The sequence below is a fragment of the Ruminococcus sp. 5_1_39BFAA genome (genome assembly GCF_964240875.1).
Classification (GTDB): domain Bacteria; phylum Bacillota; class Clostridia; order Lachnospirales; family Lachnospiraceae; genus Blautia_A.
Genome location: NZ_CAXSVO010000010.1, coordinates 87,072 through 110,327 on the forward strand (window position 1 = coordinate 87,072; position 23,256 = coordinate 110,327).

Sequence of the window (23,256 nt, forward strand, 5' to 3'; positions counted from 1 at the left end):
TCTGCATATGGGCCTGTTTTGAGCAAAAATATCAGGAATTATTCTGCCAGAGGAGGGGTTTTATGGCAAATCAGAGTAAAGACACTGCCCTGGGAGCAGTGGGCGGTTTCTTCAGAGCCATTGGCGGATTCTTCTCCAGTTTTGGAACAGCAGTTGCCATAGGCGATGTTTTTGTAAAATTATCTCTGTTATGGTGGGGCGCTGGTTATGCCCGCCGTAAACAGTATGCAAAGGCAGTCATTATGACTGTGCTGGAAGTGGCATTGATCCTGTTTACATTTGGCTTTGCCATGGAGTATGTTCCCAAGTTTGCATCCCTGGGAACTGTAAAACCGGAAAAAGTTTTTAACATGAAAACCATGAAGAATGAGTGGAATGATTATGATAACTCTTTCCAGATCCTTCTGTTTTCTCTGTTCAGCTTTGTAGTATGGTTCGCTGCTTTCATTGTCTGGATCAAAAATGTGGTAAACGCATATGAACTCCAGAAAAAAGCAGAGGCTGGCAAGCATATCAATACTTTCAGGGAAGATCTTCATTCCTTAAAAGAAGAAAACTTCCATATTACCTTGCTGACACTTCCGGTACTGGGAGTTGTTATTTTCACACTGGTTCCTATTTTACTTCTGATCCTGGTTGCATTTACCAATTATGACCAGAATCATATGCCGCCTACCAGCCTGTTTTCCTGGGTTGGCTTTAACAACTTTTTAAGTCTGTTTGGCGGCGGCGGACTGACCGTTTCCTTTGGTTACTCCTTTGTACGTGTCCTTGGCTGGACGCTGGTATGGGCGTTCTTTTCCACCTTTACCACATATATCGGAGGTATTCTGTTATCCCTGCTTCTTAACAGCAAGAAAACAAGAGTGCCGAAATTATGGCGTACACTTTTTATCGTAACCATTGCGGTACCGCAGTTCGTATCCCTTCTGTTGGTAAGAAACTTCTTCTCCAACGGAGGTATTGTCAATACTATCTGCAGCAATATCGGTCTTACCGGTTTCCTGCGTGATACAGGACTTGTGTCCACAAGCTATATCCCATTCCTGTCTGCACCGGGCTGGGCACATGTGATGATCATTTTGATCAATATCTGGATCGGCGTTCCGTATCAGATGCTGATCTCCACCGGTGTTCTTATGAACCTGCCGGCTGACCAGCTTGAAAGTGCTAGAGTGGATGGCGCTACACCATTCCAGATCTTCCGCAAGATCACCATGCCGTACCTGCTGTTTGTTACAGGACCGGCGCTGGTTACGGACTTTGTAAAGAATATCAATAACTTTAACGTAATCTACCTGCTGACAGAAAATGTGTACACGACCACGAACCAGGTAATGGCAAATTCCCAGGCAAAGGAAGTGGACCTGCTGGTAACCTGGCTGTTCCGTTTGACGCAGGATTACTACAACTACAAGATGGCTTCCGTTATCGGTATCGTAGTATTTATTATCTGTGCAGTATTCACACTGATCGCATTTAACCGCATGATCAAGGGAGATAAGGAGGGAACATATCAATAATGAAAAAGATGAAAAGTAATCGTACTTCCACGATTGTATTACATAATTTATTGATCGCTGTGCTGGCATTTATCTGGCTGATCCCTATCGTATGGCTGCTGTGCACCTCCTTCAGCTCTTATTCAGGAATGAATACAAGCACCTTTTTCCCGAAGGAGTGGAGCATTACCCATTATATCAAGCTGTTCCATCCGGACTCTGTGGCACAGTTCCCGCAGTGGTTTTTGAACACATTTATTATTGCCTGCTTTACCTGCGTGATCTCTACTATGTTCGTGTTGATGGTAGCTTATGCCACATCCGTAATGCGCTTCCCAATGAGAAAGCCATTGATGAACATGGCGGTTATCCTGAATCTGTTTCCGGGTATGCTGGCAATGATCGCCGTATATTTTACCTTGAAATCCTTTAACCTGACAAACAGCTACGCCGGTCTGATCATGGTTTATTCCGCATCATCCGGCCTGGGCTATCTGATCGCAAAGGGATTTTTCGACACGGTGCCGAGAGCGCTGTGCGAAGCTGCACGGATCGACGGCTGCAGCGAGGCGCGTATCTTCTTCCAGATGATACTTCCTATGAGCCGCCCTATCGTCGTGTATACGGTTATCAGCAGCTTTTTGGTACCGTGGATGGATTTCGTATATGCAAAGATGATCCTCAATGCCGGAATCTCTTCCAAATATACAGTTGCCATTGGTTTGTTCAAGATGCTGGATAAGAGCTTGATCAATACCTACTTTACCCAGTTCTGCGCAGGCGGCGTGCTTGTTTCCATCCCGATTTCCGCATTGTTTGTGATCATGCAGAAATTCTATGTGGAAGGTATTACCGGAGGAGCTGTTAAGGGCTGATTCAAAACCAGGAGCAAATGAAAGGAAAAGAAATGGAACAGTTTATTGTTAATATCATTCATCGCCCGGAAATGGTGCCGGAATACGCGGAAAAGGTGACCGGACATGGACAGGCGGAGGATATTGGGCGTAAAGCATTGCTGACGGAGAGCCTTGACATTTTTAAAGTACAGCAGGAGTGTGCGCATAAGAACGGGCTGAAGACAACGATTGAAATGACCTATGCCAGCCTGTTCAATGATGAGGCCGTAGAGCTTGCAAAACAGCATCACGAGCAGTATGGCGATGAGATCGGCCTGACACTTCTTGGCCTGCCCTGCAAGGAATTCCGTGAAAAATATAAAACCAAGGATTTTTGTATCTGGATGTTTTCCATGGAAGACAAAAAAGCTATTGTTCAGGATGTGTTTGAGAAATTCCATGAACGTTTCGGATTTTATCCGGAATCTACAGGCTCCTATTACATGGATGCGGAACTGACAAACTTTATCAAAGAAAAATATCCGTCTGTAAAATGTGCTGTTGCCACATGCTGGGAGGAAGGCCCGAAGGCTTACCATACCTGCAATAACAGTTGGTACACCTTTATGGACGGCGGCCCGTGGGCTCCATGGATCCCATCCAGGCAGAATACTCATGCGCCGGCTGCCAATGAAGCGGAGGATTCCGGCATTGTGGCAATCCCGCATCTCAGCCGTGATCTGATCGCATGCTATGACGGAAATGGTTCCAATTTTGGTACCCATCCCCAGAATGTTCTCCGGGGAATGATCTATGATTCTGAGACATGGGAGTATCCATATCTTTATAACCTGATCGACCAGTTCCGTTACCAGGCGAAATTCAACAATGGGTATGCCTACAACATGATGTTTGTAGGGCCTGGCTGGATGAACAAGATGGGACGCTGGGAGGCTCCTTATGAGCTGCTGAAAAAATCCTATGAGGATGGCTGCGCATACTACGGAGAGCTGAAAAAAGAAGGCAAGCTCATTGACATGACCATGAGTGAATTTGCGGATTTCTACCGTCAGAAGAAATCCTACACAGAGCCGGAATGTGCCCTGTGGAGAGATATCCTGTACGGAAGCGACAAGCAGGTATTCTGGTACTGTGACCCGTTTATGCGCGCGTGTGTGAATATGGACCAGGGCGGCGCGATCGTTGACCTTCGTCCTTATGCTGCAAAACTGAACTGGCCGGTAGGTATCGGCACACCGCATATCCAGGATGCCAGCTACCCGTTCCTGATCCAGGAAAAATACCGCGCAGGCTATTTTACCCATTATGCAGGGGAGGGAACAGTCCGCAGCGCAAAGGTATGCCATAACGGGGAAGAGGTGGATTTGTGCCTCTGCCGTACAAAGGCGCATTTCTCCCAGGAAGGCAAAGACCGCATCCTGACGCTGGACCCGGTAGACATTGAATTTGCAGACCTGACTGTGAAAATCCAGACTGTGATCACCTTTACAGAAGGCTCCAGTGCGATTAAAATTGACAGAAAGGTTCTGGAAATGAGTGACCCGGATGCAGATGTGACCATCAACGAATACATGGTTGGATGCTATGGAACGACCGAGTACACAGAGGATATGTCAAGCCTGACCTTCTGTGCGGAAAAAGGTTCTGAAAAGAAAGAGCTTCCCTATGAGTACAAGTGCAGAGAGGTAACTCTTGCAGATGCTGACCGGGTAAGCTGTACCCTTCCGCCGATCAATACCCTTGTTTCCATGACCTGCGAAGGAACGGAAAAAGAGGGATATTTCAAAGAGGGATATGCGTTCAGCCCAATGTTTACTCTGGGATATACCGGAAGATTATGCGATAAGGAGGTCTTCACCACATGGCTCAATCTGGAAAAGGCAAATTAAATTACCGGTGTCCATCCTGCTTTATGCGCGATCTGGATCTGGATATGTTTTATGATAAGGACAAAAAAGAGTATTACTGTATACGCTGCCAGTACAGAGGTACAGAAGAAGATGTGCTGGAAAAGAATGAGCTGGCACGTTTCCGCTATCGTCATATGATGAAACGCTTTACGGATTTTGAAAATTTTGACGGAGAATAATACACGATGGCTCCGTATCCGGGAGAGTTCCCGGGTACGGAACCGTTTTGTATAGAAGAGGTGCACGATGAAAGACTGGATAAAAGGAATGGATATTTCCACTCTTCTGGAAGTGGAACGCTGCGGAGGAAAATTTTTTGACCACGGTAAGGCTGGCGGCGCGCTGGAAATCTTAAAGCAATACGGTACCAATCTGGTAAGGCTCCGCCTGTGGAATGATCCCTTTGATGAGGAGGGGCATTCTTACGGTGCAGGAGGAAACGATATTGAAACCACTCTTTCCCTGGCAAAGAGGGCAAAAGAGCTGGGAATCGGATGGATGCTGGATTTTCATTACAGCGATTTCTGGGCTGATCCGGGAAAACAGACCATTCCCAAAGCATGGCGGGGAATGGACGTGAAGCAGCTTACACAGGCTGTCCATGATTACACGGCTGAGGTTCTGGAGAGATGCGGCAAAGAGGATATCATGCCGCAGATCGTGGCTGTGGGAAATGAGCTTTCCAAGGGGCTTTTGTGGCCTTACGGTCAGGTGCCGGAGTACGGAAATATTGCCGGATTTGCCAGTGCGGGAATCCGTGCGGTGCGTGAAGCGGATAAAGAAATTCAGGTGATGCTCCACCTGGATAACGGAGGAAATAATGAGCTTTACCGGACATGGTTTGACGCATACATTGCCAACGGGGGAGAAGATTTTGAGTATATCGGACTGTCCTATTATCCGTTTTGGCACGGAACTCTTCAAATGCTTCAGGACAATATGAATGATATTGCATCGCGATATCACAAAAAGCTGCTTGTAGCGGAGGTTTCCATGGGACATACCATGGAGGATTATCAGGAATATGAAAAGCTTCCGGATGAATTGCGTAAGGGTATGGCGACAAAGTCGGAGCTTGCAGCCAAGGTTCCCTATCCAATGACACCCGAGGGACAGAGTGACTTTATGGCCGCCATTATGCAGGTCATCGCTCAGGTTCCGGAAGGCTTGGGTACAGGCTTCTGTTACTGGGAACCTGCCTGGATCCCGGTGCCGGGAAGCCAGTGGGCTACCGAGAAAGCCTGCAAATACATGAACGAAAAAGGACCAGGCGGTAACGAATGGGCGAATCAGGCTTTATTTGACTATAATGGAAATGCTCTTCCGGCATTGGAGCTCATCCGGGATTTTCAGCCGTAAAGAAAAAGGAGAAAGGCGCAGGATATGAATACGGGAATGGGAAGAAGAGGAGCTGTATGGAAAACTCCTTCCGTTACAGCAGACGGATTAAAGATTTTTGCGTGCGTGGTGATGCTGATCCAGAATATCGGGATTGCGATCGTGGAAAATGGATTGATCCGTCTGGATCAATATACACAGGAGAGCCTGTCAAAGGCAATGGAGACAGATTCCGATCTGATGTTTCTGGCTGGCGTAGGCTCCGTGATGCAGCTTATCGGAGGTATGGCGGTGCCGATTTTTGCGTTCCTGCTGGTGGAAGGCTTTATGAGAACGTCTGATTACAAAAGGTACCTGCTTTCCATAGCCGTATTTGCGCTTATCAGCGAGATCCCCTACGATTTTGCCATGAATCAGAAGCTGGTGGATCTCTCCACCCAGAACGCATTGGTTGGGATGGCGGTCAGCCTGTTGATGCTCTATTTTCTCAAAATGGCGAAGGAGAAACAGGGAGCTGTTTCAATCGCCCTGCAGGTGCTGATCGTGTTGTGCGCCGTACTTTGGGTGTCGCTGCTTCGGGCACAGTATGGATTCTGCATTGTGCTGCTTACTGCAGTGTTTTATCTCTTCTATACAAAACACGTGCTGAAAACAGTGCTGGGCATTGCCGTCAGCCTTCTTTACGTGACGGGGCCGCTGTCCTTTTATGGGATTTGGTGTTACAACGAGGAGCGGAAGGATAAGCTTCCGAAATATGTGTATTATGGGTTTTATCCGGCACATTTGCTTGTGCTGGGGTTGGTTACGAGATTATTTCTTTTATAAAAGTGGATTAGAAAAGGGACCGTTTGGTCCCTTTTGAATTTGGAACCCATTTGCGCTGGGGGAAACGCTTTGCGAGGGGGAACCGCCTTGCGAGGGGGGACCGCTCGGAGGCAAGGCCGCTCCTCCCCCTCGCGCTCCCCCTTCCGGCCGCTTTGCGGGCGCGACGTTTTTCCGAGTTGTATTACGGTTGGGCAGTGTTACATTGGAAAGAAAGCGGAATTATGCTAAGGTGTATCAACTGCGGCGCGTCCTCGACAACTGACCCACCGCCCACCACGCTGTTCCACGGCCACGCAGCATGTCAGTGAAAAGAAAGCGGAAATGTGAGAAGGACGCATCACTATGACGCGTCCTCCACAACTGCCCCACCGCCCACCACGCCGCTCCACTACCGCGCAGCATGTCAGTGAAAAGAAAGCAGAAATGGGAGAAGGACGCATCACGATGACGCGTCCTCCACAACTGACCCACCGCCCACCATACCGCTCCACAGCCACGCATCATGTCAGTGAAAAGAAAGCGGAAATGGGAGAAGGACGCATCACTATGACGCGTCCTCCAAAACTGACCCAACGCCCACCTCGCCGTTCCACAGCCACGCAGTATTTCACCGAAACACTATCAAAAATGATGCCAAGTGTCCCACCCGCGTGCCCAAGTAGGGGGTGTTTGAGGGGGAGCTTCGGGCTTTCGCAACTCTGAGATGCTCCCCCTCAAGGTTTTCATTTTTATCAAAAAGAAGTTTTTAGAAGAGCCCGGTAATCTTACCGTTCTCGTCTACATCAATCTTCTCCGCCGCCGGAACCTTAGGCAGACCAGGCATGGTCATAATCTCTCCAGTAAGAGCCACAATAAATCCTGCCCCCGCAGAAATCTTCAAATTACGAACCGTAACCTCAAAATCCGTCGGAGCCCCCAACTTAGTCTGATCATCCGTCAAGCTGTACTGTGTCTTAGCCACACAGATCGGGCAATTACCAAATCCAAGGTCCTCAAGCTGTTTAGCCTGCTTCTGAGCATTCGCAGTAAGAACAACCCTCTTACCACCATAAATCTTCTGAACGATCTGGTTCAGCTTATCCTCAATGCTTCCTTCCAGCTCATAGGAATAAGTAAACTCATTCGGCTCCTCAACAAGACGGATAACCTCTTCTGCAAGCTTGATTCCGCCTTCGCCGCCCTTTGCCCATACTTCGGAAAGTGCAACATTTACGCCAAGTTCCTTACATTTTGCTTCTACAAGGTCAAGCTCAGCCTTAGTATCGGTCGGGAACGCATTAATAGCAACAACACACGGCAGTTTATAAACATCCTTGATGTTATGCACATGCTTTAACAGGTTCGGAAGACCCTTCTCAAGAGCTTCCAGGTTCTCATTGTTAAGGTCAGCCTTAGCAACTCCGCCATTGTATTTCAGGGCACGTACGGTTGCTACGATAACAACTGCGTTTGGCTTCAGGCCTGCCATACGGCATTTGATATCCAGGAACTTCTCAGCGCCAAGGTCAGCACCAAATCCAGCCTCTGTGATGGCATAATCAGCAAGCTTCAACGCCATCTTAGTAGCAGTTACGGAGTTACATCCGTGAGCAATATTAGCGAATGGTCCACCATGAACGATAGCCGGAACATGTTCCAAGGTCTGAACCAGGTTCGGTTTCAGCGCATCCTTTAACAGAGCGGTCATAGCGCCTTCTGCGTGAAGGTCACCAGCGGTAACCGGTTTCTGCTCTGACGGTTTTCCGTAGGTGTATCCGATGATGATCCTGGAAAGTCTTGCCTTCAGGTCCTTGATGTCGCTTGCAAGGCAGAGAACTGCCATGATCTCGGATGCAACGGTGATATCATAGCCGTCTTCACGAGGCATACCATTTGTTCTTCCGCCAAGGCCGTCCACTACGTTACGGAGCTGACGGTCGTTCATGTCCACACATCTTCTCCATGTGATCTTACGCGGGTCGATATTCAGAGCGTTGCCCTGGAAGATGTGGTTGTCGATCATAGCTGCCAGAAGGTTGTTTGCTGCGCCGATGGCATGGAAGTCACCTGTGAAGTGAAGGTTGATATCCTCCATCGGAACAACCTGTGCATATCCGCCGCCTGCAGCACCGCCCTTAACGCCGAATACCGGTCCCAGGGACGGCTCACGGAGAGCAACCATAACGTTTTTGCCAAGCTTCTGCATACCGTCAGCAAGACCTACGGTTGTGGTGGTCTTTCCTTCTCCTGCCGGTGTTGGGTTGATAGCTGTAACAAGGATCAGTTTACCATTTTCCTTGTCAGAATCCTTTAACAGATTGTAATCAATTTTTGCTTTGTACTTGCCGTACTGCTCAAGGTATTTGTCATCAATCCCTGCTTTTTCTGCAATTTCAGTAATTGGCAGCATCTCGCATTCCTGTGCAATCTCAATGTCGCTTTTGAATCCCATTTTGAATTTCTCCTTTCTTTTAGAAGCCGATAAAAAAGGGCAGTATCTGATGAATTCAAATACTGCCCAGACGGTCGGCTGAAACATGCTTCTGCTTTCCCTGTGGTAAACTCCACTGTTCCGTCAGTAACTCAGAAGCTTTTTAATTGATGAATCCACTTTAGCACAGGAAAAATGCTTTGTCAAGTTTACGTCAAATTCAGTTGTGAAGAAAATTTGCGAAAAATTTTGTGAAAAGTCACGAAATTTAATGCTTGCCAAAGGATGAGATGCTATTATTCATAGAAATTTTATGAACGGAACCGTTGCTATCTGGGGCAACAATTGGTAGAATAGAGCACAAGCAAGACGAATTTCAGAGAGAAATGGTTATCATACAGAGAGGTAGATTAGGAAATGAATCGAGGAGAATTTCTTGAAATATTAAGAAACCAGTTGGCAGGGCAGATGCACGAGGGAAAAGCCGCAGCGCATGTGCGCTATTACGAAGATTATATACAATCCCAGGTGAGAAGCGGACGGAGCGAGGAAGAGGTTCTGGCGGAGTTAGGGGATCCCAGACTTATTGCCAAGACCCTGTTGGACACAGATGCAGATGCCGGACAGGGAAATTACGAGGAATACAGTACGTATACAGATAGCTCCTATGGAACAGGATACAACCAGCAGGATGCCGGAGTGAAACGAACTCATAAGTTGGATCTGAGCACCTGGTATGGAAAATTGATCGTGATCGCCATTGCGGTGGCAGTGGTGTTTCTTCTGATTACCATTATTGGTGCAGTTCTGCCGTTTTTCGTGGTGCTGGCAGTGATTCTGTTCATTATTTCCCAGCTCAAGAAAAGAGGCGGTTTCTAAGGGGAGAGTATAATGGTTTTCAGTTCTATGATATTTCTGTGGATATTTCTTCCGGCAGTTCTGATTACGTATTTTATCTGCCCACAGAGATTCCGCAACCTGTTGCTGGTTCTCTTCAGCCTGCTTTTTTATGCCTGGGGAGAACCCAAATACATTATTTTAATGCTGATTTCTGTCACGATCAATTACGTGAGCGGCATTCTGCTGGAAAAGTATCCTGAGGGAAAAAAGCTGGTGTTTATCACGTGTGTGGCAGCGAATCTTTTGCTGCTGGGATACTTTAAGTATTTTAATTTTGCAGCAGACACCTGGAACAAGATCCTTACAATGTTCCACAGTACCAGTACCTTTACACCGAAGGAGATCGCACTGCCAATCGGCATTTCTTTTTATACCTTTCAGGCATTGTCCTATGTGGCGGACGTATATCGGGGCGAGGTAAAAGCGCAGAAGAATTATCTTCATATGCTTCTTTATATCTCCTTTTTTCCACAGCTTATTGCAGGGCCCATCGTGAAATATCACGATGTGGAGCAGCAGATCAACTTCCGCAGTATTACTCTGGATAAATTCACCTGCGGCGTCCGGCGTTTTTGCTGCGGACTGGGGAAAAAGGTGCTTCTTGCCAATACATTTGCCCAGGTGGTGGACGATGTATACAGCCGGAATCTGGATGAGGTTTCCAGGAAGGTGCTGTGGTTTGCGGCGCTTTTGTATATGCTGCAGATTTATTTTGATTTTTCCGGCTATTCCGATATGGCGATAGGTCTGGGAAAAATGTTTGGATTTGATTTTCAGGAGAATTTCAACTACCCTTATACTGCCGTTTCAGTCAAAGATTTCTGGAGAAGGTGGCATATCTCCTTATCCTCATGGTTCCGGGATTATCTGTATATTCCCCTGGGAGGAAACCGCAAAGGCAGGGCAAAAACATACCGAAATTTGCTGACTGTGTTTTTTTTAACAGGTATGTGGCATGGGGCAGGATGGAGCTTCGTTTTATGGGGGCTGTATCATGGTGCATTTTTGATCCTGGAGCGTGCATTTTTAGGGAAAAGACTGGAACGAATGCCTGCTTTTATAGGGCGGATTTATTCTTTTATCGTGGTTTTCTGGGGCTGGATCCTTTTTCGGGCGGAGGATCTTTCAACCTTCTGCACATATGTAAAAAATATGTTTGTTTCCCACGCATCCGCAGTGGTTATGGCAGGTTATCTGGATAAAAAGATGATCGTCTGCGTGATCGCAGGGCTGTTTTTTTGCGGCTTCGGACAAATGCTGGCACAAAGGGTCAAGGAACATTTTCAGGCAAAGAAGCCCGCTGGCAGTGTTTCCATACCACAGATCGTGGGCTGTATGGCGCTTTTCTGGCTGTCTGTTATGGCGCTTGTAAATGACAGCTATAATCCCTTTATTTACTTTAGATTTTAACGAGGAATGGATGAAAAAGCAGAAATTATTTATTGTTGTATTTATGGCAAGTATTGTGCTTCCCAATATCATATTTGCTGTGTTTCATAAGCATTTGGATACTGCCAACAATGAGAACCGTGCTCTGGCGGAATTTCCTGGTCTTTCTACGGCTGGGCTGGAGGAATTTCCGGAAAAATTTGAGGCATTTTATAATGACCATGTACCGTTTAAAAACTATCTGATCCGGTTGAATTACCAGCTTGATACAAAGGTTTTTTTTACTACAAAAAAAGGTGATGTGACCATTGGAAAGGATAACTGGCTGTTTTATACCCCGGAGCGGGACGGGGAGGATGCCATGGCTGACTACAAAAAAACAAACCTGTATTCTGATGAGGAAAGCGGGGAGATTGCAGATAAGATTTCTGTTGCGGAGACATATATAAAGAGCCGGGGCGTGGAAAATTTTTATTACTATGTAGCGCCTAATAAGGAGACTGTCTATCCTCAGTATATGCCGTCAGAGTCCCGGGAGGATGGACCATCCAGAATGGAGAGCTTTGCGGATTACATGGGCAAAAATTCAGATGCGGATTTTTGTTACCTGTATGATGATTTAGTGGATTATTCCGAAGATTATCAGATATTTTACAAATATGATACGCATATGAATTATCTGGGGTCTTTTCTTGTGAGTCAGATTATGGCAAAGAATCTTATCGGGGAGAGCGTTTCACTGGATGATGTGACTGTGACCCAGGGCGAAATTTTTGTGGGAGATCTGGCAAGAATGGTGAACCAGGAGGACAGCATGAAAGATGATCATGATTTGATAATTGAGGGATACTATCCGGAAATCAAATGTGATATAATAAAAGATAACGTAGACAACGGGGAGGAGATTTTGAGAGAGTATGTTTCTGATTCCCCCAATTCCGGAACGCTTTTGGTGGTTGGAGATTCCTACAGGCTAAAATTAGAGCCATATCTGGCGAAGCTTTACAGCCATACCATATTTGTAAGGATTGACGATTTTACACCGGAGCTTTTGGAGGAATATGCACCGCAGGATGTAGCGGTGGTAACGGTAGAGAGAAACCAGAAATATATGGAAAATCTGGATCAGTATCTGGGACCGAAGTAGTGTTTTACGTAAAAAGGCGGGCGGGAAGTCCGGTCAAAGGAGGTAACTATGAGAAGAAAAAAGGCAATAGCAATTTTGGCAGCAGTTTTAATGGGTGTTGGAACAGCACCGGCGGGAGTTATGGCGGCAGATTCCTATAAGGAGGCTGAGAAAGCGTCTTTCCAGAAGTGCCTGGAGGATTTTGCAGCAAGCTATGGGGAAAGCATGGCGAACTATGACACTGCCATGGCAGGCAGCGGGGCGGATGTTACCGTAACCCTGGACGATGCGGGAAAAGCGATTCTCGGCATGTTTGCCCCAGTTGATGTTTCCTGGCTTCAGGATGCCAAGCTTTCTATGCGTGTAGGCATGGCAGACAATAAAATGTCTGAGCTTATGGATGTGTATGTGAATGATACAAAAATCTGCTCCCTGGAATATTATATTGACATGGAGACCATGGATGTATACATGAAAATCCCGGAGCTGGTAGACGGTTATATTAAGGTAAACGTAGAGGAGAGCGCCGAACTGGCTGAGGAGGCTGCGGAAGGTCTGGAGGAAGAGACCGAAGACGGAGTATCTGTTACGTTTTCAGTAGAACCGGGTAATTTAGCACAGATGACAGAGAGCATGGAGCTTGTCAACGGAATTCAGGAGCATTTGCCGGATGTAGAAACAGTCAAAACCCTTCTGGACAGATATGGAACAATCCTTTTGGACAATGTGACCGATGGAACAAGCAGCAACGAAACTCTCAGTGCAGGCGATGTTGACCAGGAGTGCACAGTTCTGGAGGGAATTGTTTCAGGAAAAGAAGCAATTCCTATGATAAAAGAGATCCTGAACACTGCAAAAGCAGATGAAGAGCTGAAAACCCTTATTGAAGACTGGACTGCGGAAATGGACAGCCAGGACTACAGCTATGACAAATTCCTGGAGGGCATTGAAAGTCTGGAAGCAGAGCTGGAGGCGGATACGGAAGAACCGGGTGAGGAAGGTTTTGTATCAAAGATCTGGCTGGATGCAGAGGACAATGTAGTGGGACGGCAGATATCTTTGAGAGATGAGACAGGAGCAGCAGAACCGTTGGTTACCTGGCTGTCTCCGAAACAGGACAGCACATGCGGCTTCAGTCTGGCAGTAAACGGCGGGGATAGCGTGATTACTGCGGAAGGCAGCGGAGAGCTGGCTGGAGATCTGTTAAGTGGAACTTATAGCGTATTAATTGATGATGTGGTTCTTAACATTGATGTAAAAGATTACGATACCGCTGCTATGGAAAAGGGAATTCTCAATGGAACTTACACCTTATCCATCGCTCCAGCTGCTCAAGAAGGAGAAGAGGAATCAGTGAATCCTTTTGCAGGGCTTGAGTTAGTTGCCGGATTTGCAGGAGACAAGGAAAACAGCAGCTTTACGCTTACCTTAAACAGTGCAGGTACAGCACTGGCTTCAATTAATGTGAGCGGCAGCGTGACAGATGCCGTACCGTATGCGGAGATTTCCGATACAGATAAGGTTTATGATACTGCAAATGATGCTGACGGTGAAGCTTTTGTCGCAGACATGAATCTGGATACCATTACAGAGAACCTCGTTGCAGCCGGAATGCCGGAGGATTTCATTGAAACTCTTATGAACGCAACTTCCGGAAGCGGCTATGTGGAAGATGAGTTAGAACTGGAGGAGGCACCTGCAGAGGATACCACTGCGGAGTCTGCTGAAACACAGGAATAACAGACATTGCTGATGGAAAAACTGTAATATAGAAAAGATGTTTTACCAGGCTCCGACATTGCGCCGGAGCCTGAATTTTATTCAGGAGGCTGGAAATGGAAGAGCAGACTATCAGGACGAGACAGGAACAGAAAATTGAGGATACCTGGAATATGCAGGAGCTTTACGAAAATGAGGAGTTATTCAGTGCAGATGCAGAAAAGCTGGAGAAAATGACAGAGGAATTTACTTCCTTACAGGGAAGTCTCAGTCAGGGAGCCGGACAGCTTTTGAAGGTACTGAAGCTTTATGAGGAGATGAATCTGGTTTTTGAACGTCTCTATGTTTATGCAAACCAGAAATATCACGAGGACACCACCAATGCAAAATACCAGCAGATGAGCGGCGAGACGCAGATCATGGCTACAATGCTTGGGCAGGCCTGTGCATGGCTGGAACCGGAGCTTCTGGCATTGCCGGAGGACAGGCTTGCAGGATATTTCGAAGTGTCCGGGACTGGATTCGATGATGGAACGGATGCTGAGAAAAAAGAGCTGGGAGGATACAAGCGCTTTGTGGAGCAGATTACCAGGAGGCGCGCCCATGTCCTGGATGCGCAGACGGAAGCATTGCTTTCCAAGGTAAACGAGCTTGGGAAGGCGCCTTCCAATGTATTTTCCATGTTTAATAATGCGGACATCACATTTCCGGATATTGAGGATGGGGAGGGCAATAAGCGACCGCTCACCCAGGGAACCTATATTTCCTGTCTGGAAAGCCGGGACAGAACGCTCCGTAAAAATGCGTTTGAGACGCTGTATTCCGTGTACGAACAGTTTCAGAATACTCTGGCTGCCACCTATTATGCAAATGCAAAGCAAGCTGATTTCTTTGCAAAGGAGCGTCATTATGCAAATGCCATGGAGGAATCACTGGATGGCAGCTGCATTCCGGTGTCGGTTTATAAAAATCTGGTGAAAGCAGTTAACGAAGCATTGCCGCTGATGCACAGATACGTGCGGCTGCGCAAAAAGCTGCTGGGGCTTTCGGAGCTTCATATGTATGATGTGTATGTGCCTATGGTGGAAAGACCGGAGAAGAAATACTCCTTTGAGGAAGCAAAGGAAATCGTAAAGAGGGGTCTGGCTCCTTTGGGAGAGGATTATCTGGATTTGCTTCAGCAAGGATTTGATAACCGGTGGATCGATGTGTATGAAAACAAAGGAAAGCGTACCGGAGCGTATTCCTGGGGTGCATACGGCACGCATCCTTATGTGCTTTTGAACTATCATGGTTCTTTGAATGATGTATTTACTCTTGCACATGAGATGGGACATGCCCTGCATTCCTGGTATTCGGACCATGCGCAGTCCTATCTGGATGCAGGCTACCAGATCTTTGTGGCAGAGGTTGCGTCCACCTGTAATGAGGCGTTGCTGATTCATGATCTGATGAACAGAACTGAGGATGAGGCAGAAAAACGGTATCTGATCAATTATTTCCTGGATCAATTCAAAGGGACCATGTTTCGTCAGACTATGTTTGCGGAGTTCGAGATGCTTACTCATAGCGTAGTGGAAAAGGGCGGCATGCTGACGGCAGAGCATATCAATGGAGTTTATGGCAACCTGAATAAAAAATATTTTGGCGAGGATATGGTATCAGATGCGAAAATTGCTTTTGAATGGGAGAGGATTCCGCATTTTTATACGCCATTTTATGTGTACCAGTATGCGACTGGATTTGCCGCAGCTATTGCCATCAGCAGCAGGATTTTAAGCGGTGAGCCTGGAATTGTGGAGAAATACAAGCAGTTTTTAAGCGGAGGATGTGCAAAAGATCCGATAGATCTTCTGAAGATCTGCGGAGTGGACATGTCATCCCCGGAGCCGGTGAAAGAGGCGCTTGCTGTATTTGAAGAGTATCTGGGAGAAATGGAGAAAGAAACGGAATAATAAAATTGAGGCACCCTCTGGCGAAGAGTGCGGGCATTCAGGGGCAGCATATGGAAAAACTTACTTGTAGTATTCCTCATTTGAATTTGTTAATATAATTTTGTAAAATAAATGTAATAATTAAGAAACAATTCAAGGAGGAATCAGCATGAAGAAACGATTTGTTATGATCGCAGCTACCTTAACGCTTCTGGCAGGAACAATGCCTGTGACAGCTTACGCATCTGATAGTAGGGTGTTGAAACAGGGCAATGGATATGTGGTGCTGGGCGGACAGGGTATTGATAGCTTAAAACAGACGTTGGAGGAAATAGGGGTATATCTGGATGATATCGTCTGTCCGGAGATTCCGGAGCAGCCAGCGATCCCAGAGCAGCCGGAGATGCCAGACCAACCGGAGACTCCAGAGCAGCCAGAGACACCAGAGCAGCCGGAAACCCCGGAGCAGCCAGAAACGCCAGATCAGCCAGAAACGCCAGAGCAGCCGGGGACACCAGAACAGCCTGAAACGCCAGGACAACCGGAAAGCCCGGAACAGCCGGAGGCTCCAGGACAGCCTGAAGTTCCTGCGCCGGAAGTACCGGAGAATCCGGGTGTTCAGGAGCCGGATAACGGGGCAGAGGAGGATGAAGTGCATCCCTATGTAACGGAGATATTAAATCTGGTAAACCAGGAGCGTGCAAAGGCGGGGCTTTCCCAACTTACTCTGGATATGGATATTACAGCCGCAGCAGACGTGAGAGCCAGGGAAATCAAGCAGAGCTTTTCCCATACAAGACCGAACGGGAGCAGCTTCAGCACCGCACTGACGGAGCAGGGAGTCTCTTACAGAGGAAGCGGGGAAAACATTGCATGGGGCCAGAAATCTCCGGAGCAGGTCATGGACGGATGGATGAACAGCGACGGTCATCGTGCCAATATCCTGAATAAAAACTTCAAAAATATGGGAGTAGGATATTATCAGGATGAAAAAGGTGTAAATTACTGGGTGCAGTTATTTACATACTAAATAAACAGACTCATAATAGAGGCTGAAAAATCAGGAAAAGCCCTGATTTTTCAGCCTATTTTGATGTCAAAAAAGAAAAGTAAAAACTATCTGCTGGTACTTATAAAAGCCTATTGTAGTATGACGGCAGGAGTGAGGTAAGTAACAGTATCATTTTCGCAACAAGTTACGAAAATATACTTTTCAGATAAGAGCTTGCGGGTATATAATGTTAATCTGAAGTGGTTTATCGTGTCGAATGGAGATGAAGAACAATAATTACAGAAGTGAAGGTGAGTGATAAATGGATTATTCAAAGTTTATTCAACCGGACATAATATCCAATGAACCATTTATATTTGTAAGTTATGCCAGACAAGATATGCAATTGGTTCAAAGTGTCATTCAAATATTAAGAAATAACCATTTCAGATTTTGGTATGACCTGGGACTGAAATCGGGTACAGAATGGGCAGAAGAATTAGGAAATAAAATTGACCAGTGTGACCAGTTTATGGTCCTAATATCATCTAATTCTGTAAGGTCTAAATATGTACGTAAAGAAATCGGGATGGCAACTGACAAAGATAAAAATATGCTGGTTCTATATCTGGAAGAAACCAATCTTACCAGTGGGCTTCATCTATTACTGGGGGATATACAGGCAATTCACAGATCATATTTCATCAATGAAAATGATTTTGTACATGCAATATGTGAAGCAGCCTCAAATAACACTTTGTATCAAAACATAAATGTATTTGATGATTCCAGCGAAATTTTGGGGGGAGAGGCAAAAAAGGAGTTATTAAAAAACTATGAGCTCTTGCTGCAAACCGGTGCAGGCGGAATAGATCAGGTGTTTTTAGCTAAGCATAAAAGAACAGGGGCTTTAGTTACTGTTAAATGCGGCTTGATTGATGCTTCTTACCGAGGAGTTTTCACGAAGGATTGCTTCGATGCGGAAAGAAAAATATTATCCGAAATAATGAGAAATATGTGCCCATACATTCCGGCAATTATAGATTGGTTTGAGGACGATAATCAAGTCTTTATAGTAGAAACGATGATTGATGGGTTATCAGTTGTATCGAAAACGTTCTATACAGAGGAAGAAGTCGTTGCAATTGCCAAAAAGGTGCTGAAAATTCTTCAATATCTGCATAATAACAATATAATTCATAGAGATATAAAGCCAAAAAATCTAATTCAGGATGAATATGGAGAAATTCATCTGATAGGTTTCAATACAGCTATGGTGATGGAAGATGAGGCGCATGAAACAGAGACTTTACTAGGAACAGTGGGATTTGCTCCGCCAGAACAGTTTGATAAAAATATGCGAACCAATTTTTCATCAGATATTTATGCTTTGGGCCGAACCATGGAGTATCTGCTATGTCCAGAATGTTTTGATATAAATAGCAGAATTCCCATTAGATATTACAGAAAAGATATTTCGGTTGAGTTAGAAGCGATTTTGGAGAAGATGACGGCATCTTCACAGGACAATAGATATCAGAATGCAGTAGAAGTGCTGCAAAAACTGGAGAGATATAAAAATATTGATATATTAAGAAAAACTTTGCTTCTTATTGTGTCGCGGAAAAGAGTAAAAAAATTTAATGCCTTAAATAAGAAAAACAGGGAGAAACGCAAAAAAACTTTGTGTCAAATTGCGGTTGATCAGGGCTATATTTGGAAAGAGTTTTTATGAAACAGTTATACTTTCGAATGTAAGGGGATTAGCTGAAGCATTGATTGAAATTAATGGATATGCAACGAAATACGGATCAGAGGCGTTTGCCTCTGGCCTTTTTAGAAACTCTCACTCCGTGGGTGGTTGTATTTAGAAAAAGGATATATTATAATAAAAACATATTTTGACCGTGTTTGTCGAATAATGTCGAAAACGTGGAAAAAGATGTCTGTTCATAGACATAAACCGCGGATGCAGACGATGAAAATGTAAGGGGGTAGCCCATGAAAAAAACGGTAACCATATGTTTTACAAATAACAAAGGGGGAAGCGGAAAATCTACCACATGCTCCAATGTAGGCGCTGCAATGGCGCAGGCGGGAAAAAAGGTTTTGATGATTGACGGAGATATGCAGCTAAATCTTTCTCTGTCATTCTTTTCCGAGGAGCAGGTTCTGGAGATGGCATCCAGCGAAAAAAATCTCTACTATGCCATTGGTAAGCAGAAGGATTTAACTGATTTTATTGTTCCCACAGATTATGAGAATCTGGATCTGATACCGTCTTCCACGCTGATGAGTTCCATCGAGTATGAGCTTTTTACAAAGTGGCAGCGAGAGTTTATTTTAAAGAAATGCCTTCAGAAGATTAAGGAATCCGGCGTTTATGATTATATTCTTATCGATGCACCGCCTACTCTGGGCGGCTGGGTGATGAATATCCTCTGCGCTTCCGATAGAGTTTTGGTTCCCGTGGAGGCAAGCCCCTGGGGAATGTTTGGTCTGGCGAATATGTTTGATTTTCTCAATGAGGTAAAGGAAATTGCGCCGGATCTGGAGGTTCTGGGAATTGTGATCACCAAAGCAGATACAAGAAAAAGTTATTTTAAACAGACGTTGGAAACCCTCAATGAGATGGAGGACATCTATCTGTTTGAATCCTACATCCGTGTGGACAGCTCCATAGAATGGGCACAGGACAGCAGCGCCCCGGTGGTTGAATTTAAAAAAAGCAGCCGAAGCGCAAAAGAATACAAAGCACTTGCAGAGGAGGTAATGAACCGTGTCAGTAGGTAAATCAAGCATCAAACGCGCAGCAAGCGCAGGAACCCGCAAAACAGCAGGAACAGCAAAGACCGTAAGATCAACAGCTTCCGCAAAGGACATAAAACAATCTGTATTAACACCCATGAATGCTGATGAAATCCAGGCAAAATTCCTTTCCGGGAAAAATGTTCCGGAACAGCCAAACCGTCCGATCCGTCTGACAGAGGATATGCCGGATTATCTGCTGTAAGCCGGAACATGAACTTTAACGCTGCTTTCCATGTGCTCCAGAAACAGTGCGGAGCATAAGGGGAGCAGCATTACCCAGGAAGCCTTCAGCCCGAAAGTCTGGCTGGATATAAAAGCAAAAGCAACACCGAGATGGTAAGACAGCAGGACTTTTCCGAAAAATTTTCCCTTCCGGAGAGCTTCAGGGTTCTTGGTACAAAGATATTCCGTAAAAGCAGTAGTGCACTGTCGGAGATTATTGGTGGAAAAAATACTGGAGCTGGTAAAGCCTTCGGCTCCGCTGAAGGAGCACCACTGAATAGATGTGGCAATAAATAAAGGGTATAATGCGACAAATGGATTCAGATCAGCCGGGAGAAAGCCTACCAGAACTAAGGCAATTGCATCTACGATGATACTAAATACTTTCAGATTCAAGTGCTTTATTTTATGAGGAAGAATCACAGTGCTTGCAAGACCAGCTATATACAGGAGCAGGGCGATCAAACGCACCCACCAGTTTGAATCCTGTCTGCCTACAGCATCCATGGCAAGAGAGATCATATTGGATGTCTCCGCGGAACCAAACAGATCCGAACGGTTCAAAATCGCATATCCACCCATAAATCCACCGATCAGAGCCATATTCAAATGTAACCATCTTTCTATCTTATCTTTCATTTCTTTTTCTACCTGCCTGATTTTAATCTGGAAGAATTATAATACTTGCAAAAGATATTGTAAAGTTCATATTTTATCCCTTTAATATAAAAAAGCATATGTGACAAATGGACTGGATGAAATGGAACTGTACTCCGGGCGTAAGGATAAAATCCCCTATATTCTTGAATTTCCTCAGACATTTGGATATAATGAGCCTAACAGGATTTATCAGAGAATTGTTGAATGATAAATTTAAGGTTAACCTGATCACACCGCCGCGCAGATTTGGAAAGACCTTGGCTATGAGCATGTTGGCTGAGTTTTTTGACATTCGGAAAGACAGCAGCAGTGTTTTTGAAGGACTGGAAATTGTTCGCAATCATGAACTATGCTCTCGTTGGATGAATCAGTATCCGGTTCTCTTTTTATCCTTAAAGAGTGTCGAGGGACTGGACTTTGAAGGTGCTTACGGGATGCTCCAAAGAGCTGTTTCAGATCTTTGCATCAGTTATTCCTATCTGTTGGAAGACGAGTCCCTGGACGAAGCTGACAGGGATACGTTTGGGAAATTAAAAACGTGTCAGGGAAATCCGTCCGAGGTAAAGAGCAGCCTTTACATTTTAATGCGAATGCTGCAGAAGCATTATGGGAAAAAAATCATCCTCCTGATTGATGAATATGACGTACCTCTTGCGAAAGCTAATGAGGGCGGATATTATGAGAAAATGCTGGATGTGATGCGCAGCCTGATGGGGATATGTTTAAAGACAAACGAGTTCCTTGAGTTTGCTGTAATCACAGGCTGTCTGAAGATCGAAAAAGAGAGTATTTTTACTGGTACGAATAATTTTGTGTCGAATACCATTTCCAGTGAGCGGTACAGTAAATATTTTGGTTTTACGGAGGAAGAAGTACAAAAGCTTCTGGCGGATACCGGATTTTCCGGGCATAAGGAAGAAATCTCCAGGTGGTATGATGGGTACCGTTTTGGTTCTGTGGGAATATATTGCCCATGGGATGTATTGAACCACGTAGCTGCGCTGCAGATATCGCCGGACGTGAAGCCGGGAAACTACTGGAGAAATACAAGCCATAACGGAATCATCCGCAGTTTTATTGACCGGACTGATCTATTTGTCAAGGACAAGTTTGAAATACTCTTAGCTGGCGGATGTATCCAGGAGACAATTTGTGAGGAGCTGACTTATGATATTCTCCATTCTTCAGAAGAGAATTTTTGGAGTGTGCTTTACCTGACTGGGTATCTGACCCAGGCTGACCTGAATAGGGAAGAGGGAAAGACGAATTTGAAAATTCCAAATGAAGAAATCAGGGCAATTTTCGCGGATACTGTGGCAGTATGGTTTACCGATACCATGAAAAGATCTGACCGCCAGGAATTGTTCCGCGCATTGTGGGACGGGGAGGAAGGAAAAGCATCTGAACTGCTGTGGAATCCAATCGCGAGCATGGGCTTGGAAGACCGGATATTGTTATCAAAGACAGAAAGAAACGCAGGGCGATGATCATTGAGACCAAACATTCCGAAAGCGAAGAGGGAATGGAAAAAGACTGTGCGCGTGCGGTTGGACAGATTGATATAAACCAGTACGCACGGCAGTTTCTGAAGGGGTATAAGACTGTACTCTGCTATGGCGCAGCATTTTTTGAAAAAGAGTGTATGATAAAAAGGGGTGAATCTGAGTTATAGCAGAAAATAACAGGATTGGAGAGAGAAAGTATGAGTACAGGGGTTCAAATTATCAACACAGTTTTACCAGTAGTGCTGATGCTGGCAATCGGTATGCTTTGCAGACAGCGGAAGCTGTTGACAAGAGAGGGAATCGGCGCATTGAAAAGCGTTGTGGTGAATATAACGCTTCCGGCGGTTATGCTCAATGCTTTTGCCACAATGAATTATTCGGGAAAAAATGTGATCCTGACACTGATGATGTTCGGAATCTGTCTGTTTGGATGGATCCTGGGAAATGGATTCAGGAAAATATTCCGCATAGAATCACGTTTTATACCATTTTTAACCACGGGATTTGAAGCAGGGATGCTTGGATATTCCCTGTTCATTTTGCTGTATGGTCAGGAGCGGATCGGAACGTTTGCAAGTATTGATCTGGGACAGGTATTATTTGTGTTCACGTTATATAAGATCCTGCTGGGAATGAATGGGCAGGAGAAAGTAACTGCAAAGGAGCTTCTTTCGGAGATGCTGCATTCTCCCACTATGATCGCGATTCTTGCAGGCGTACTCCTCGGAGCGACGGGAATCTACCGGGCGCTTCAGCCGTCCGGTATCAGCACTGTGATAGACGCCTGTACAGATTTTGTCAGTGCGCCCACCAGCGCAATCATTCTTCTGACCATTGGATATGATCTTGAGCTGAAAGAGATTTCGTGGTCTGCCGTATGGAAGGCTGCGGCTTTCCGTATGGTCATCATGGCAGTTTTGCGGGTTCTTGCGGGTCTTGCTGTCCGCACCTTTGGCATGGGCAGCAGTCTGGATCATGCGTTAAATGTGATGTTTATCCTTCCGCCGCCATATGTACTGCCCGTGTTTGCGGATGAAGAGCAGCAGCGTGCGTATATTTCATCGTCTATATCTGTGCTCACTGTGCTCACGATTATCGGCTTCATACTTCTGGCAGTTTGGGGTATATGAGAACCATGAAAGGTCAGAAGAGAAAGC

General features: G+C 45.6%; 20 protein-coding genes and 1 riboswitch. Of the genes, 18 read left to right on the forward strand and 2 right to left on the reverse strand.

The features are described from left to right. The first annotated feature begins 62 nt into the window (after window positions 1-62). The 6 genes from ACESZH_RS12305 to ACESZH_RS12330 all read left to right on the forward strand — a co-directional run bounded on the left by ACESZH_RS12305 (window position 63) and on the right by ACESZH_RS12330 (window position 6,432). The gene (locus ACESZH_RS12305; protein ID WP_373216483.1) at window positions 63-1,523 is read left to right on the forward strand and encodes a carbohydrate ABC transporter permease; all 1,461 of its coding nucleotides are present in this window, start codon (window positions 63-65) and stop codon (window positions 1,521-1,523) included. Then, complete coding sequence (locus tag ACESZH_RS12310) at window positions 1,523-2,377, forward strand: sugar ABC transporter permease (RefSeq protein WP_373216485.1); 855 nt, start codon at window positions 1,523-1,525, stop codon at window positions 2,375-2,377. The genes ACESZH_RS12305 and ACESZH_RS12310 overlap by 1 nt, the downstream gene beginning before the upstream one ends. Before the next feature lie 17 nt (window positions 2,378-2,394). Beyond that, on the forward strand, window positions 2,395-4,248 hold the full coding sequence (locus ACESZH_RS12315; protein WP_373216487.1) for a hypothetical protein: 1,854 nt from the start codon (window positions 2,395-2,397) through the stop codon (window positions 4,246-4,248). Continuing rightward, entirely contained in the window at window positions 4,221-4,448 is a 228-nt protein-coding gene (locus ACESZH_RS12320; protein ID WP_373216489.1) for a hypothetical protein, read from the forward strand. The genes ACESZH_RS12315 and ACESZH_RS12320 overlap by 28 nt, the downstream gene beginning before the upstream one ends. 67 nt (window positions 4,449-4,515) lie before the next feature. Then, on the forward strand, window positions 4,516-5,628 hold the full coding sequence (locus ACESZH_RS12325) for an arabinogalactan endo-beta-1,4-galactanase (protein WP_373216491.1): 1,113 nt from the start codon (window positions 4,516-4,518) through the stop codon (window positions 5,626-5,628). Between the two features lie 24 nt (window positions 5,629-5,652). Further along, window positions 5,653-6,432, forward strand: a complete 780-nt coding sequence (locus tag ACESZH_RS12330; RefSeq protein WP_373216493.1) for a TraX family protein — start codon at window positions 5,653-5,655, stop codon at window positions 6,430-6,432. Between the two features lie 745 nt (window positions 6,433-7,177). Here the strand turns inward: ACESZH_RS12330 and ACESZH_RS12335 are convergent. Beyond that, window positions 7,178-8,863, reverse strand: a complete 1,686-nt coding sequence (locus ACESZH_RS12335) for a formate--tetrahydrofolate ligase (RefSeq protein ID WP_373216495.1) — start codon at window positions 8,861-8,863, stop codon at window positions 7,178-7,180. Window positions 8,864-8,920: 57 nt separating this feature from the next. Then, a riboswitch (ZMP/ZTP riboswitch) is annotated at window positions 8,921-9,004 on the reverse strand. A 255-nt stretch (window positions 9,005-9,259) separates the two neighbouring features. Between ACESZH_RS12335 and ACESZH_RS12340 the strand changes: the two genes are divergently transcribed. From ACESZH_RS12340 to ACESZH_RS12380, 9 genes are all read left to right on the forward strand, one after another. Then, window positions 9,260-9,721: a DUF1700 domain-containing protein gene (locus ACESZH_RS12340; RefSeq protein ID WP_373216496.1), complete on the forward strand. Its 462-nt coding sequence runs from the start codon at window positions 9,260-9,262 to the stop codon at window positions 9,719-9,721. A 12-nt stretch (window positions 9,722-9,733) separates the two neighbouring features. Next, the gene (locus tag ACESZH_RS12345) at window positions 9,734-11,152 is read left to right on the forward strand and encodes an MBOAT family protein (RefSeq protein WP_373216497.1); all 1,419 of its coding nucleotides are present in this window, start codon (window positions 9,734-9,736) and stop codon (window positions 11,150-11,152) included. Between the two features lie 10 nt (window positions 11,153-11,162). Further along, on the forward strand, window positions 11,163-12,278 hold the full coding sequence (locus ACESZH_RS12350) for a hypothetical protein (protein ID WP_373216498.1): 1,116 nt from the start codon (window positions 11,163-11,165) through the stop codon (window positions 12,276-12,278). Between the two features lie 48 nt (window positions 12,279-12,326). Continuing rightward, complete coding sequence (locus ACESZH_RS12355) at window positions 12,327-13,997, forward strand: hypothetical protein (RefSeq protein ID WP_373216499.1); 1,671 nt, start codon at window positions 12,327-12,329, stop codon at window positions 13,995-13,997. Between the two features lie 95 nt (window positions 13,998-14,092). Next, window positions 14,093-15,931, forward strand: coding sequence for an oligoendopeptidase F (pepF, locus tag ACESZH_RS12360; protein ID WP_373216500.1), 1,839 nt, complete (start codon window positions 14,093-14,095; stop codon window positions 15,929-15,931). 148 nt (window positions 15,932-16,079) lie between these two features. Next, complete coding sequence (locus tag ACESZH_RS12365; protein WP_373216501.1) at window positions 16,080-16,940, forward strand: CAP domain-containing protein; 861 nt, start codon at window positions 16,080-16,082, stop codon at window positions 16,938-16,940. 283 nt (window positions 16,941-17,223) lie between these two features. After that, a complete protein-coding gene (locus ACESZH_RS12370; protein WP_373216503.1) occupies window positions 17,224-18,636 on the forward strand; it encodes a TIR domain-containing protein in 1,413 nt (470 codons plus the stop codon). Window positions 18,637-18,902: 266 nt separating this feature from the next. Then, window positions 18,903-19,694, forward strand: a complete 792-nt coding sequence (locus ACESZH_RS12375; protein WP_373216505.1) for a ParA family protein — start codon at window positions 18,903-18,905, stop codon at window positions 19,692-19,694. After that, window positions 19,681-19,914 carry a hypothetical protein gene (locus tag ACESZH_RS12380; protein WP_373216507.1) on the forward strand — a complete coding sequence of 78 codons (234 nt, stop codon included), beginning with the start codon at window positions 19,681-19,683 and terminating at the stop codon, window positions 19,912-19,914. The genes ACESZH_RS12375 and ACESZH_RS12380 overlap by 14 nt, the downstream gene beginning before the upstream one ends. Here the strand turns inward: ACESZH_RS12380 and ACESZH_RS12385 are convergent. After that, window positions 19,902-20,573, reverse strand: a complete 672-nt coding sequence (locus ACESZH_RS12385) for a YoaK family protein (protein ID WP_373216509.1) — start codon at window positions 20,571-20,573, stop codon at window positions 19,902-19,904. The two genes, ACESZH_RS12380 and ACESZH_RS12385, sit on opposite strands and share 13 nt — an antisense overlap. Before the next feature lie 221 nt (window positions 20,574-20,794). Between ACESZH_RS12385 and ACESZH_RS12390 the strand changes: the two genes are divergently transcribed. The 3 genes from ACESZH_RS12390 to ACESZH_RS12400 are packed head-to-tail and all read left to right on the forward strand — an operon-like array spanning window position 20,795 to window position 23,229. Beyond that, entirely contained in the window at window positions 20,795-22,081 is a 1,287-nt protein-coding gene (locus ACESZH_RS12390) for an AAA family ATPase (RefSeq protein ID WP_373216511.1), read from the forward strand. Further along, entirely contained in the window at window positions 22,006-22,266 is a 261-nt protein-coding gene (locus ACESZH_RS12395; protein ID WP_373216513.1) for a PD-(D/E)XK nuclease domain-containing protein, read from the forward strand. The genes ACESZH_RS12390 and ACESZH_RS12395 overlap by 76 nt, the downstream gene beginning before the upstream one ends. A 30-nt stretch (window positions 22,267-22,296) precedes the next feature. After that, entirely contained in the window at window positions 22,297-23,229 is a 933-nt protein-coding gene (locus ACESZH_RS12400; protein ID WP_373216515.1) for an AEC family transporter, read from the forward strand. The last annotated feature ends 27 nt before the right edge of the window (window positions 23,230-23,256 follow it).